The organism is Pigmentiphaga humi (assembly GCF_900606115.1).
In the GTDB taxonomy this organism is placed as follows: Bacteria; Pseudomonadota; Gammaproteobacteria; order Burkholderiales; family Burkholderiaceae_B; genus Pigmentiphaga; species Pigmentiphaga humi.
The window spans coordinates 183744-197669 of the sequence record NZ_UWPJ01000027.1; the positions used below are offsets into that span (position 1 = coordinate 183744).

The 13926-nt window shown below is 65.3% G+C and carries 13 protein-coding genes; 10 read left to right on the plus strand and 3 right to left on the minus strand.

What is annotated here, in order from left to right:
* Positions 1–32: 32 nt before the first annotated feature.
* From PIGHUM_RS18515 to PIGHUM_RS18525, 3 genes are all read right to left on the minus strand, one after another.
* Positions 33–482 (minus strand): DUF2798 domain-containing protein, encoded by a 450-nt coding sequence (locus PIGHUM_RS18515; protein WP_124081194.1) that lies wholly within the window; start codon positions 480–482, stop codon positions 33–35.
* An 84-nt stretch (positions 483–566) separates the two neighbouring features.
* Positions 567–995, minus strand: a complete 429-nt coding sequence (locus PIGHUM_RS18520; protein ID WP_124081195.1) for a MarR family winged helix-turn-helix transcriptional regulator — start codon at positions 993–995, stop codon at positions 567–569.
* A 129-nt stretch (positions 996–1124) separates the two neighbouring features.
* Positions 1125–3023: an acyltransferase family protein gene (locus PIGHUM_RS18525; protein ID WP_124081196.1), complete on the minus strand. Its 1899-nt coding sequence runs from the start codon at positions 3021–3023 to the stop codon at positions 1125–1127.
* A 448-nt stretch (positions 3024–3471) separates the two neighbouring features.
* On the opposite strand from PIGHUM_RS18525, the gene PIGHUM_RS18530 reads away from it, so the two are divergent.
* The 10 genes from PIGHUM_RS18530 (at position 3472) to nadC (ending at position 13627) form a co-directional block, all read left to right on the plus strand.
* Entirely contained in the window at positions 3472–4074 is a 603-nt protein-coding gene (locus PIGHUM_RS18530; RefSeq protein WP_124081215.1) for an alpha/beta hydrolase, read from the plus strand.
* Positions 4075–4118: 44 nt separating this feature from the next.
* A complete protein-coding gene (locus PIGHUM_RS24460; RefSeq protein ID WP_425466740.1) occupies positions 4119–4319 on the plus strand; it encodes a cysteine-rich CWC family protein in 201 nt (66 codons plus the stop codon).
* Positions 4320–4468: 149 nt separating this feature from the next.
* Positions 4469–6589, plus strand: coding sequence for a putative bifunctional diguanylate cyclase/phosphodiesterase (locus PIGHUM_RS18540; protein ID WP_124081198.1), 2121 nt, complete (start codon positions 4469–4471; stop codon positions 6587–6589).
* Between the two features lie 17 nt (positions 6590–6606).
* Positions 6607–7866: an MFS transporter gene (locus PIGHUM_RS18545; RefSeq protein WP_124081199.1), complete on the plus strand. Its 1260-nt coding sequence runs from the start codon at positions 6607–6609 to the stop codon at positions 7864–7866.
* 69 nt (positions 7867–7935) lie between these two features.
* Positions 7936–8640, plus strand: a complete 705-nt coding sequence (locus tag PIGHUM_RS18550) for a riboflavin synthase subunit alpha (RefSeq protein WP_124081216.1) — start codon at positions 7936–7938, stop codon at positions 8638–8640.
* A 29-nt stretch (positions 8641–8669) separates the two neighbouring features.
* The gene (locus tag PIGHUM_RS18555) at positions 8670–9821 is read left to right on the plus strand and encodes an acyl-CoA dehydrogenase family protein (protein WP_124081200.1); all 1152 of its coding nucleotides are present in this window, start codon (positions 8670–8672) and stop codon (positions 9819–9821) included.
* Positions 9822–9858: 37 nt separating this feature from the next.
* Entirely contained in the window at positions 9859–11373 is a 1515-nt protein-coding gene (locus PIGHUM_RS18560) for a 3-hydroxyacyl-CoA dehydrogenase (RefSeq protein WP_124081201.1), read from the plus strand.
* A gap of 58 nt (positions 11374–11431) precedes the next feature.
* Positions 11432–11653, plus strand: a complete 222-nt coding sequence (locus tag PIGHUM_RS18565) for a hypothetical protein (RefSeq protein WP_124081202.1) — start codon at positions 11432–11434, stop codon at positions 11651–11653.
* A gap of 37 nt (positions 11654–11690) precedes the next feature.
* The gene (locus PIGHUM_RS18570) at positions 11691–12593 is read left to right on the plus strand and encodes an NUDIX hydrolase (protein WP_222929279.1); all 903 of its coding nucleotides are present in this window, start codon (positions 11691–11693) and stop codon (positions 12591–12593) included.
* Positions 12594–12724: 131 nt separating this feature from the next.
* Positions 12725–13627, plus strand: coding sequence for a carboxylating nicotinate-nucleotide diphosphorylase (nadC, locus tag PIGHUM_RS18575; protein WP_124081204.1), 903 nt, complete (start codon positions 12725–12727; stop codon positions 13625–13627).
* Positions 13628–13926 lie beyond the last annotated feature (299 nt).

Sequence of the window (13926 nt, forward strand, 5' to 3'; positions counted from 1 at the left end):
CGGCCCCGTGGGTTGAAAGCCGTGGGACCGAATCAATTGGCTTGCATCGCAAGCCTCTGCATGCGGGGCTGAACAAAGAAAGTCATCGTGATGCCGATGAGCAGCCCTAAAGGCAGGGCTTTCACGAAGGTAGTCGCCCACAACACCGTCCACCCGGATTCGACGCCGTGCTGGGCGAGAGTGACGGCGAACGCAATTACGCCTTCCATCATCGCTGCGACGCAAACCGCAACCACACTGCGCAGCAAAAGGGGAGAGCAGTCGCCGATTGCTGCACGCACACACTTGGCGATGAAAGGGATCAGCCGCAACGCGAGCGGAATAATAATGAACGCTACGATGAAGCCCTTCAGCCAGTTGTGAGCAAAGGATTCTTTGAAACCGTAGTTAATGGCCGTCATGACCAGGCTGAGAAGCAGTGCGATGGTGAATTGAATGCTCAACTTCGCCATCAGCAATTGTCTCTGGGCCGCTTTTTCCATTGCTCATCCTTTTGTCAAACCGCCATTCTAAGGTTTTTGGTTGATAAAGTCAACCTATTGGGCGTTTGGAGGATGAGAGGCTTCCTAGCCTGGGGGGCGAAGCCGCGTTGCCACTTTTTGGAGCGTGGCCTGCAATGCATGCTTGTCGTCATCGCCAAGGCCGCGCAGCGCCTCGGCGGCCAATTGCCCGCGCAGGGCGTTCAGGCGGATATGCATCTTCCGTCCTGCTGAGGTCAGGGTGAGACACTTGGAGCGTTTGTCGGATGCGTTCAGGCTCCGCGTTACGAATCCACCGGCCTCCAGCTCGTTGATCGCACGGGCAATCTGGCCCTTGTCCCGCTCGGTGAGCGATCCCAGCGTCAGTTGGGAAATGCCATCGTTGCGGCCAATGAGATTGATGAGGCGAGCCTGGAAAGCAGAGAGGCCGGAATCGCTGGTGACGATCTGTTCTTTCATGCGCATCTGGAAGCTGCTGGCAACAGCGCGAAGAAGATCGATGATTTCGTTGTCCATGCGAGCAAAAGTAGCATAAAGCGGAAATAGGTTGACGGCATCAACCAATGGGGCGGGATGTGCTGGGCAATGCCCTTTTGCAGAGGCGGCAGACACTCGGCAAGAGAATTCCGTGCGAACAGACCCGGCCTAGCGGCTTTCCGCCTGCCGGGCTTGTTCGAAATAGGGGACGATGGCTGCAGCGAAGTACTTCGACCCGGTGGCGGTCATGTGTCCCAGGTCCCAGTGGAATGGCTGCCCGTCGCGGGCAGCATGGCAAATGTGCCCGGAACAGGCGTAGCCATAGAGGTCGACGAAAGGCACGGCCTGGGCGTCCGCCACGGATTTGAGCAGCCGATTGAGCTTGGACCAGTCTTCGGCGGGAATGTCGAAATCGCCGGCGGAGGCCTGGGACGGCATCATCGCCATCGCGTATGGCACGGGCCGCGGATAAGTCGGCGACTGACCCACCAGCACGGTCTTCTTTCCCCGTTGCTTGATCCGCGCCAGCGTGTCGGATAGTTGCTGCGCCAGGGTTTCGCCCCCGACCCGCTTGTAATAGTTCCCCCAGTACGCGGAAACGACGACCAGGTCCGCATCGGTTGCGGGCAGGATTTTCTCGAAAAAACCGTCGTGCACGTCGTCGCAGCGGTGAAATCCGCTCTTGAGCGGCCTGCACGCCGTTGCGGTGTATTGCCTGATTTCCACCGTGTCCGGGCTCGCCGCGGTGAGTCCGGCGAAAAGATGGGCGGCATAGCTGTCGCCATAGATCAAGACCTTGGTCTTTGCGTTCCCGGTGAAGCGGGCGCAGTTCTTTTCGCTGTAATCGGCGGAGCCTTGCTTGTAGTTGAGGAAGCACCGGCCATAATCGTAGATCCTGGTGTGTTCTGGCGAGGCCGCTATTTCGGTGAAGCGTTGGGCTTCTTCGCTGAGCCTGCCGGGGAATCCCTTCGCATACGCCAGGACCGAGGCGATGCCGAGCGCCGCCGCCATGGCCGCGATACCGGCGCGTGCAACCGCATGCAAGGAACGAAGAAGCGCGGCCGATCGAAAGGGCTGTTCTATCCACCGCCAGGATACCCAGCCCGCAATGCCCGACAGGACGATCAGCGCAACCGTCAGGGCGAACGGAAGTTCGTTGCCGATCCGGTATTTGAAAAAGGCCAGGATGGGCCAATGCCACAGATAGAGCGAATACGACAGCAGCCCTATATATACCAGCGGCCTGCAGGCCAGCATCGCGGTGACGAACGATCCTTGTGCGCCGACGTGGATCAATGCGGCGGCTCCGAGGGTGGGCGCGAACGCCGCCCAGCCGGGAAAGGCCGTCGTGCGGCTGTAGGTGAACAAGGGAATCAGGATCGCCAGCATGGCGAGACCCGCGACGATGTTGCGGGACGACTGCCTGTGCAGCGCCGGTACCGCGCCTATGGCCAGCAGGGAACCCAGCAGGAGCTCCCAGGCGCGAAACGGAAGCAGGAAGAAGGCTGCGGTGGGCCGCAGGACGGTGATCCATATGCACAAGGCGCAACTCGCCAGGGCCGCCAGCGCGAGCACCAGAGCCAGCCGATTGCGGGCGTACTTGTATACGAGCGCCAGCGCGATGGGGAAAATGACGTAGAACTGTTCCTCCACGCCCAGCGACCAGGTGTGGAGAAGCGGATTCAGCTCCGAGGAAACGTCGAAGTACCCGGCTTCCCGCCAAAGCACGACGTTCGATACGGAAAGTGCGGCTCCGGCCAGGGTATGTCCGAATTTGACCAGGTCGGGAGGTAGAAGCCAGATGCATGCCGCGATCGACGACGCCACGAGCATGGCGAACAGGGCCGGGAAAATTCTCCGTATGCGGCGTTCATAAAAGCCGATGATGGAGACGCCGGACGTCCGGGCCTGGTCGTAGAGAATGCGCGTGATGAGGAATCCGGAGATGACGAAAAAAATGTCGACGCCGACGAAGCCGCCGGAGACCCAGGGCACGTCCGCATGGAACAGCACCATGGGAACTACGGCGACGGCTCGAAGCCCGTCAATGTCGGCACGGTATTTCATCGTCCTGCGCAAGGAAAGGCCCGCTGCGCTGTCGAGCCGGATTTTCGGAGCCTGTGAGGAGAATGCCTGTCGAGCTGGACAGCGTACATGCGGCTGCCGCCAGGATGTTACCTCTCTCCGGCGAACAGCAAGTCTTGGCCGCCGCCGACGGACAGGCGCAAGGCGCGACGCGAATGTGATCGAGATGTCGAAAGCGTTGCCCTGGGCGAGTGCCGCTGTTACGAGCCGTTGCAGAAGTAGGGCACGAAGCGTGATTCATAGTCAACCCTCAGGCTTTCTCCAGCCGGGCGGCTGTTCCGCTCACGTAGAATGTGCCGTCGGCTGCTGCTGCGGCGCCGAGGCCGTGGCAGGACGGTGCGCCGCATGTGATTCTTTGTCGGAGGCTTTTTTGGAACCCTTGCGTTTTGCCGCTGCCGGACAGCATTTGGTGGCCGGCCGCGCAGGACTCATGCAGGTGGTGGTGGATCTTCCCGCTTTGCCGCCGACGGGCTTGGCCGTGGTGACGCATCCCCAGCCGCTGCTGGGCGGCAGCGCCATGCACAAGCTGCCCCATTTCCTGGCGCGGGCGCTGTCGGGCGAGGGCTGGCTGGCGGCGCGGCCCAATTTCCGTGGCGTCGGGCAGAGTGCCGGTACGCACGATGAAGGACGCGGAGAGTCGGACGACACGCTGGCGCTGTGCCAGGCGTTGCGCGCGGGGTATCCAGGGCTGCCGCTGCTGCTGGTCGGGTTTTCATTCGGCGCCTATGTCCATGCGCTCGTGGCGCGGCGTCTGGCCGATCGGGGCGAACCCGCGTGGCGGACGTTTCTGGCGGGCATGCCCTATGGCCTGGTGCCTGCGGGCCGCAGCTATGGCACGCCGCGCGGCTTGCCCGATGCCTGGGTGGTGCATGGCGAACAGGACGAGGTGGTTCCGGTAGCGAACGTGTTCGACTGGGCCAGGCCCGATGCGCAGCCGGTAGTCGTGGTGCCGGGCGCGGATCACTTTTTTACCGGCAAACTCCCCTTGTTGCGGGACATGTTGCTGGCGCACGCGGGAATCAAGGTGCGTTGAGCATGGCGAGTTCGCATGTCGGGCGCCGGCCGCTGTTCGCGCGCATGAATACCTGTCCCTTGTGCAACGGCCCCAACGGGTGCGTGCCCGCGATCAAAGGACGTCTCGACGTCGATTGCTGGTGCCGCCGCGAGACGTTTCCTCCGAGGCTGCTGGAACGCGCCGCGGCTAATCCCTCGCATTTCGCTTGCGTCTGCATGCCATGCCTGCGCGCCGCGTTGGACCCCCGGGATCAGGGCGAATGATGCAGTTGGATACTTACTGTCTCAAAAATCACTATCCATTTGCCCTGTTGCGGTGACGTTAAAGCATTGAGCAGTGGGAAGAGCGTAACGCCGTCCCCTTTTCATTTTTTGCCGTGGGCGGCCGGCGCCCATGCTGGAACCCGCAACCGATGATGACCGTACTGGGGTGTGTAGTCGACCGCCACAACATCTGGCTGGTGGCCTTGGCCGTCCTGGTATGTACGACAGGTTCGTGGGTAACGGTGCGCCTGTTCATGAAATCTTCCGCCACCCGGGGGGTGCAGCGGCTGGGCTGGCACATGCTGACGGCCGTGGCGTCCGGGACGGCGATATGGTGCACTCACTTCGTCGCGATGCTCGGCTTTCGGCCCGGGGTTCCAGTCGCGCTCGACCCGGCCCCCACCATGCTTTCGCTGCTGTTGGCGGTGGCCGGCGCCACGCCGGGGTTCGTGCTGGCCGGCAGCAAGCGCCTGCGCTGGGCGCCCGCCTTGGGCGGGGCCATGGTGGGCCTAGCCATTTGCGCGATGCACTACGTCGGAATGATGGCGTACCGGGTGCAGGGCATCGTGACCTGGAACCGGACCTACCTGGTCGCATCGGTCGCGCTGGCCGTGGTGTTTTCCAGCCTGGCGCTGCACGCGGCGCTGCGCGTCCGGAACGGGACATGCCGTGTCGCGGCGACCGGGCTGCTGGTCATGGCGATCGCCTGCCTGCATTTCGTCGGAATGACGGCCTTCCAGGTCGAGCCTGTGCTGCTCCCGGGAAACTTCTCCAATCCCGAGGCCTGGCAGGCGCTGGGTCTGGCGGTCGGCGGCGTCGCTCTGGTGATCGTGGCGGCCGGCCTGGCCAGCTACCTGATCGACGACAGCCTCAGGACGGAGTCGCTGGAGAGGCTCCGACGCATGGCGATGACCGACAGCCTGACCGGCCTGCCCAACCGCGCCAGTTTCAGCGAACGCCTGGACCGTGAGCTGTACCTGGCCGATCAGGCCGGCGGACGGGTGGCCCTGGTCGGCATGGACCTGGACCGCTTCAAGGAAATCAATGACCTGCGCGGCCACGCCGCCGGCGACGAGGTCCTGCGCGAACTGGCGCGGCGCATGTCGGCCCTGCTGCAGGAAGGGGAGTTCGTCGCCCGCCAGGGCGGCGACGAGTTCATCGCCATCCATCGCTTGGGCGAGCAAAGCCGGTTGCTGGATTTCCTCGCTCGGCTGGAGTCGGCTTTTTTCACGCCCATCCGGCTGGAGGGATATGAAGTGATCCCGGGCGCCAGCCTGGGCGTCGCCGTATACCCCGACGATGCGCAGGAAAAGGAGGCCTTGATCGGCAATACCGACCTGGCGATGTACCGGGCCAAGTCGGATCTGGTGAACGTGGCCTGCTTCTACGAGCCTTCCATGGACGAGGTGGTCCGCGCGCGCCGCACGCTGGCGGGCGAGTTGCGCGCCGCGCTCGAGTTCGGCCAGATGGACATCCACTACCAGGTGCAGACGGCCGTTTCGACCGGCGACATCCGCGGCTATGAGGCCTTGCTGCGCTGGCGGCATCCCGAGCGCGGCTATATTCCCCCGTCCGAGTTCATTCCCCTGGCCGAGGAAAGCGGCCTGATCCTGCAACTGGGCGAATGGGTGCTGCGCACCGCATGCGCCAAGGCGGCTTCCTGGAATCCCCCGTACAAGGTGGCGGTCAACCTGTCGGCGGTCCAGTTCGTGCATGCCGACCTGGTCGAGCTGGTCAGGAGCATCCTCGACGAGACCGGCCTGCAGCCGGACCGGCTCGAACTGGAGCTGACCGAGTCGACCATCTTCATGGACAAAGAGCTTTCCCTGCGCATCCTCAGGCAGATCAAGCAGCTGGGGGTCGGCATCGCGCTCGACGATTTCGGCACGGGGTACTCCTCGCTCGACACGCTGCGGACCTTCCCGTTCGACAAGATCAAGCTAGATTGCACCTTCGTCAGCGAGCTCGAGTCCAGTCCGCAGGCCCGGGCCATCGTACGGGCCGTGCTGGCCCTGGGCAAGAGCCTGGATATTCCCGTGCTGGCCGAAGGCATCGAAACCCACGGCCAGCTCGCGTTGCTGAACGCCGAGGGCTGCGACGAGGGACAGGGCTATCTGCTGGGCCGCCCGATCCCGCTGCGGCAGATCGTCGATCAAGGCGATCTGGTCCTGTCGGCCGCGCACGAGGCGCGGATGCGGGTGTTTCCGCCAGAGGTTATGCTTGCCGGCAGGCGCGTGGATGGCAGCGATGCCATGTCCGCACATCCATAAAAAGACTGGGGACGGCCTTGACCGGGCATCGCATAGGCAATTGGTATTTCGGCTGGACCATCGTCGCGGCGGCGGCATTCCTGACCTTGCTGACCGTCGGGATGCGCATGGGTATCGGTCCATTCTTTCTGCCGATCGCCGACGACCTGGGATTCAGCCGCAGCATGCTGGCCGGCATGGTGGCGGTCGGCATGCTCTGCTATGGGCTGGCGATGCCGCTGGCGGGCTATCTGGTGGCGGCGCGCGGCACGCGCTTCGTCCTGCTGACGGGCATGACGATCGTCGTGGCGTCCACGATCGCGACGGTGCAGGCGACCGGCCCGCTGGCTTTTTTCCTCGCCTTCGGGGTCGGGCAATCCATCGGCCTGGGGCTGACCAGTCCCGTGGCGCTGACGCCCATCCTGGCGCGGTGGTTCGTCCGCCGGCGCGGCATGGCGCTGTTTTTCCTGTCCACGGGATCGATGGCGGGCATCGCCCTGATGACGCCGATCTTCACCGCGCTCATCTCGTGGCTGGGTTGGCGCAGCGCCATGCTGGTGTTCGCGGCGGCATTCGCGTTGTTCACGGTTCCCGCCGCCTTGCTGATCTTCCGGGACCAGGCGCCGCCCGAGGCGGACCTGGGCCCGGAAGAGGCCGCACGGCGCGCCCGCGTCACCCAGGCCGCGCCTGCCGGCGCGGACCTGCGCGTGCGCGATGCCCTCGTTTCCTGGCCGTTCTGGCAGATCGCGCTGGGCCTTTTCACCTGTGGCTTCAGCATGAATCTGCTGGGCTCGCATGGCGTGCCCATGCTGATGGACCATGGTTTCGACCCCATGACCAGTTCGCTGGGAATCGGGTTGATCGGCGCCGTTGCGGTGTTCAGCACGCTGGTGCTGGGCCGGTTGTCCGACGTGCTGCCCCGCCGGAACATCCTGGCGGCCATCTACCTGGTGCGCGGCCTCGGTTTTTTCGCGCTGGTGATGGTGGGCGTCCAGTGGGAGCTTTATACCGCCGCCGCCATCGGCGGGATCGTCTGGGCCGGCAGCATCGCGTTGTCCTCCGCCATCCTGGCCGACCTGTACGGCGTCAGGCTGGTCGGCGTTCTCTACGGCTGGGCGTACCTGGGGCACCAGTTCGGCGGCATGATCAGTTCGTGGCTGGGAGGGTGGGGCTATGAGACCTTCGGCACGCACTGGGTCTCGTTCGGGATGGCGGGCGCGTTGCTGGTCGGCGCCGCCGCAGTGTCGATGCGCCTGCCGCGCCGGCCCGTGGCGTTCGCCGCGCCGGCGCCGGGTTAAGCTGTCGCCTGTCACCCATGCGCGCCTGGCCGGGCCGGTCCCGCGGCGCGCTCCATGCAAAGGAACATCGTGTTTACCGGAATCATCCAGGGCACCGCCAGGATTGCCGCCATCGACGACCGCGACGGCCTGCGGACGTTCACCCTCGACTTCCCGGCGGGGTTCTGCCAGGACCTCGCCATAGGCGCCAGCGTGTCGGTCGATGGCGTATGCCTGACAGTGACCGGTATCGCATCGCCCACCGTCGCCACCTTCGACGTCATCCTGCAGAGCCTGAACGTCACGACGCTGTCGGAATACGGCGTGGATGCCCGCGTCAACGTCGAGCGGGCGGCCAAGGACGGCGCCGAGATCGGTGGCCATCCGCTGTCGGGCCACATCGACTTTTCCACCACGATTCTAAGCAGTCGCGCTTCCGACACGAATCGCGTGCTGCGCATCGCCATACCGCCGGATTTCCGCCGCTACGTATTCGCCAAGGGCTATATCGCCATCAACGGCGCCAGCCTGACGGTTTCCGAAGTCAATCGCGCCGAGGGCTGGTTCGAAGTCTGGCTGATTCCGGAAACCCGCCGCATGACCACCTTCGAGCAGAAGGGCGAGGGCGACCGCCTCAACATCGAGATCGAGCGCAGCACCCAGGTCGTGGTGGACACCGTGCGCGAGACCGTGCAGGAAAGCCTGGGCAAGCTGCAGCCGCTGCTGGAAGCCGTGCTGAAGGAGCGCGGCATGGTCCTGGAAGATCTTTTCCCTTCTCCCAAACCGTTGAAATAGCCGCAAGCCGGCTCATTCCGGAGGCCGCCATGGCACTGGACGCTGAAACCCTGGACCTGCTGATCGAGGCCACCCGTACTTTCGTGACCGAACGCCTGGTGCCGCTCGAGGCGGAGGTGGCGGAGACCGGCGTCATTCCTCCGCAGGTGCGGGAGGAAATGCAGGCGCTCGGCCTGTTCGGCCTGTCCATCTCTCCGGAATACGGCGGCCTGGGCCTGAACATGGAAGAGGAGGTGCGGATCGCGATGGAGCTGGGCCGCACCTCGCCGGCGTTCCGCTCGCTGGCCGGCACCAATATCGGCATCGGCTCCCAGGCCATCGTCCTGGCCGGGACGGACGAACAGCGCAATGCGTACCTGCCGCGCCTGGCCAGCGGCGAACTGATCGGTTCGTTCGCCCTGACCGAACCGGACGCCGGTTCCGATGCGCTGTCGCTGCGCACCTCGGCGCGCCGGGACGGCGACCACTACGTGCTCAACGGCACCAAACGCTTCATCACCAACGCGCCCATCGCCGGGCTGTTCTCGGTGATGGCGCGCACGGGCGAGGGCCGCAAGGCCGATGCGATTTCCTGCTTCCTGGTCGAGGCCGGCACGCCGGGTCTGAGCCTGGGCAAGCCCGACAGGAAAATGGGGCAGGCCGGCGCGCAGACCTGCGACGTCGTGTTCGACGCATGCCGCGTGCCGGCCAGCGCGCTGCTGGGCGGCCAGGAGGGCACCGGCTTTCGCACCGCGATGCGTGTGCTGGACAAGGGCCGCCTGCACATTTCCGCGGTCTGCGTCGGCATGGCCGAGCGGCTCATCGCCGAGTCGGTGCGCTACGCGACGCAGCGCAAGCAGTTCGGCCAGCCCATTTCGGAGTTCCAGCTGGTGCAGGCCATGATCGCCGACAGCCAGGCCGAGGCCTATGCGGCGCGCTGCATGGTGCTCGATGCGGCGCGCAAGCGCGACCGGGGCGAACCGACGACCATGGAAGCCTCGTGCTGCAAGCTTTTCGCCACCGAGATGGTCGGCCGGGTGGCCGATCGCGCGGTCCAGATCCACGGCGGATCGGGCTACGTTGCCGAATATGCCGTGGAGCGCTTTTACCGCGACGTTCGCCTGTTCCGGCTGTACGAGGGGACGTCGCAGATCCAGCAACTGGTCATCGCCCGCGAAGCCATCAAGGCCTACGCGGAGTGAGGCGACACGATATGAGCGTCACGCTCGGAGACAATCAATGAAAGCCATCGGTAGTGTGGGAATCGTCGGCGCGGGCGCCATGGGGCGCGGCATCGCCCAGATCGCCGCCCAGGCCGGCTTGCGGGTATACCTGTACGACACCGCGCCGGCCGCGCTGGCTTCGGCGCGCGACAGCCTCAGGCAGACCTGGGACAAACTCGTCGAGAAAGGCAAGCTCGACGCCGCCCGGGCCGGCCAGGCGCTGGAGGCTCTCGTCTTGTGCGAGCAATTGGGCCGGTTGAGCGTTTGCGACCTGGTCATCGAAGCCATCGTCGAGCGGCTGGACGCCAAGCAAGGACTATTCAAGCAACTGGAAGACATCGTCGCGCCGGACTGCATTCTCGCTTCCAATACCTCCTCGCTGTCCATCACGGCCATCGCCGCCGCCTGCCGCCTGCCGCAGCGCGTCGCGGGCTACCACTTCTTCAATCCCGTGCCGCTGATGAAGGTGGTCGAAGTCATCGACGGGCTGCGCAGCGACCGGGCCGTCGGCGATGCGCTCGCCGAACTGGCGAGCCGCATGGGCCATACGCCGGTGCGCGCCAAGGACATGCCGGGCTTCATCGTCAACCATGCCGGCCGCGGCCTCAACACGGAAGGGCTGCGCATTCTGCAGGAGGGCGTCGCCACCTGCGCCCAGGTCGACGCAGTGATGACCGGGCAGGCCGGTTTCCGCATGGGGCCGTTCGAACTGATGGACCTGACCGGCCTGGACGTCTCGCATCCCGTCATGGAGTCCATCTACCGGCAGTTCTTCGACGAGCCGCGCTATCGTCCGTCGGCGCTGACCAGCGTGCGGCTGGCCGGCGGGCTGCTGGGCCGCAAGACGGGGCAGGGTTTCTATACCTATGTGGACGGCAAGAAACAGGTCGAACCCGAGGCGCCGCCGCCCGCGGTGGCCGCGCTGCCCGAGGTCTGGGTGTCGCCGGCGCGGCCCGAGGCGGCGCGGATCGTATCCGAGCGCCTGCTTGCCCTGGGAGCCAAAGTGCAAAGCGGCGCTAAGCCCGGACCGGACGCCCTGATCGTCGTCACCCCTTGCGGCGAAGACGCCACCACGGCGGCCTGCGACCAGGGGCTCGACGCGGCCCGTACCGTGGCGGTCGACGTGCTGCACGGCCTGCCGGCAGGGCGCCGCCGCACCCTGATGGCGACTCCGCTGACCGCACCCGCCTGGCGCGATGCCGCCGTCGCGGTATTCGCCGCCGACGGCGCGCCGGTCACGTTGATCGAGGACTCTCCCGGCTTCATCGCCCAGCGCGTGGTCGCCACCATCGTCAACATCGCCAGCGAAATCGCCCAGCAAGGCATCGCCACGCCGCAGGACATCGACCGCGCCGTGACGCTGGGCCTGGGCTATCCGCAAGGCCCGCTCGCCATGGGCGATGCGCTGGGCGCGCCGCGCCTGGTCGAGATCTTGCGCAACCTGGTGCGGGTGACCGGCGACATGCGCTATCGCCCCAGCCTCTGGCTGCAGCGCCGCGCGCAGCTCGGCATGTCGCTGCTGCAGGGGTGAACGCGGCAGTCCCCGGCATTCTTCTTCTACAATGCGGCGCTGTTCGATGGAGAATGCAATGGGACTGTTCATGAATCCGCGTCGGCAGCCCGACGACACGCGCGGCAGCTACAACCGCCGCCGCGCGCCCTGGCTGGTGCTGGCTGCGATCGTATGCAGCGGCTATATCCTCACGAAGGGATATCCCAGCAACACCGCCTGGATCGCCATGTTCGTGCTGTGGCTCGCCGCCATCATGTCCGTGGCCTCCGCCGACTGGAGCGACCTGCGCCGGAAGTGACGGATCGAGCGCCTTGACCGCTATTGGACAACCTTTGATGGCAGAGCTGGTCGCGGTCCTGGTGGCCGCTACCGATGCCGAACCGCTGGTCCTGACCACGCACGACGGCAGCATGCTGCCGTCCGGCGCGTTCGAGTCGGGCCACCGCTCGCTGCAGGCCGGCCTGCGCGCCTGGGTGGAAGAGCAGACCCATCATCCGCTGGGCTACGTCGAGCAGCTCTATACATTCGCCGACCGCGACCGCACCGAGCAGGCTACCGAGCAGCGCGTCATCTCCATCAGCTATCTGGCCCTGACTCGCCAGGGGCCTGTATCGGGGGCGGACGCCGCGTGGCACGGCTGGTATCGCTATTTCCCCTGGGAGGACCGCCGCTCGCCCTCGGCCGAGCTGGATGCGCAGATCGCCGCGGCGCTGCAGGAGTGGTGCCGCCGCGCGCCCGAGCCGGAGGCGCGGCGCATGCGCGCGCAGCGCGCCGAGGTTTGCTTCGGCCTGGGCGGCCGCCCATGGAACGAGGAATTGGTCTTGCAGCGCTACGAACTGTTGTTCGAGGCCGGGCTCGCGCAGGAGGCGACCCGCCGTATCGGCCGACCGGGCAGCCCGCATTTCGGGCAGCCCATGCACTACGACCACCGCCGCATTCTGGCCACCGGCATTGCGCGCCTGCGGGCCAAGATCAAATATCGTCCGGTCGTCTTCGAACTCATGCCGCCCACGTTCACGCTGCTGCAACTGCAGCAGGCGGTCGAGGCGCTGGCCGGCCGTTCGCTGCACAAGCAGAATTTCCGCCGGCTCATCGAGCAGCAGCAGCTGGTCGAGGAAACCGGCGCCTTGGCTACGGAAACCGCCGGGCGGCCCGCCAAGCTGTTCCGGTTCCGCGGCGACGTCCTGCTGGAACGCGCGCTCAGCGGCAGCAAGCTGCCGCTGGCGCGAGGCAATTGAATTCTGCCGCTGCGCGCGGCGTCATGGCCGTGCAGGCCCGGGACGGTCTCTATTGACAAGTTCTTATGCTCATATTTAGCATAATGTGGACGGTGAACTTCGGCATTTTTTTTCAACGGAAAATACTCATAATGAGCATAAATACCTCGAGCATCCATGGCAGGGATCATGGAGAGACATGGGACGTCGCGGCGCTTCCGGACGTGATGATCGAGCCGCTGGTGCGCGCCACCTTGCTGGAAGATCTGGGGCGGGCAGGAGACTTGACGACCAATGCCATCGTGCCGGCGAGCCATCGCGGCAGGACCGCCTTGGTGGCGCGCCAGCCGGGCGTGGTGGCCGGCATGGATCTCGCCCGCGTGGCCTTCCACCTCATCGATCCCGCGATCAGGATGGAGGTGCGCAAGCCCGACGGCGCGCGGATCAAGCCCGGCGACGTGATCGCCATGGTCGAGGGGAATTCCCGCGCCACGCTCACGGCCGAACGCACCGCGCTGAATTTTCTGTGCCACATGAGCGGCATCGCCTCGTCCACGGCGTCTATCGTCGATGCGATCGGCGACGCTCGCGCGCGCATCGTCTGCACGCGCAAGACCATGCCCGGCATGCGCATCGTGCAGAAATATGCCGTGCGGGTAGGAGGCGGGTCCAATCATCGCTTCGGACTGGACGACGCCGTGCTGATCAAGGACAACCACGTCGCCATCGCGGGCGGCGTGGCCCAGGCCGTGCGCCGCGCGCGGGCCGGAGTGGGGCACCTGGTCAAGATCGAGCTGGAAGTCGATACCCTGCAACAATTGGATGAAGCGCTGGAGCTGCGCGTCGATGCCATCCTGCTCGACAACATGAGCGTCGAGACCATGGCCGAAGCCGTGCGCCGCGTCGACGGCCGCGCGATCACGGAGGCCTCTGGCCGCATTACTCCCCAGACCGCTCCGGACGTAGCGCGGACGGGCGTGGATCTGATCTCCATAGGCTGGCTGACCCACAGCGTGGGCGTGCTGGATATCGGGCTGGACCACGAGCCGTCGTGAACGGCATACGCAGCTTCTATATATAGATGGTGTCGAGAGCGGGGCAGGCGTCTGCCGCCGCGTCTCCGGACACGGATCGGGCCGGAAAGACATATGTTGCAGCCAGTTTGCATTGCCTGAAAAAACCGTGCTATAGTTTCGTTCTCGACGCAGCAAACGCAGCGCAGCGAGGCCGGAAGCGGTAACGCGGGGGTCTTGAGGTGATGCGGCGAAGAGTGAGATGAGCAGTCCGGCAGCAATTACGCAAGAGCGGGTGCGGCGGATGGCGAGTCAAAAAGAAGAAGCTGCTTCTTCCTGTG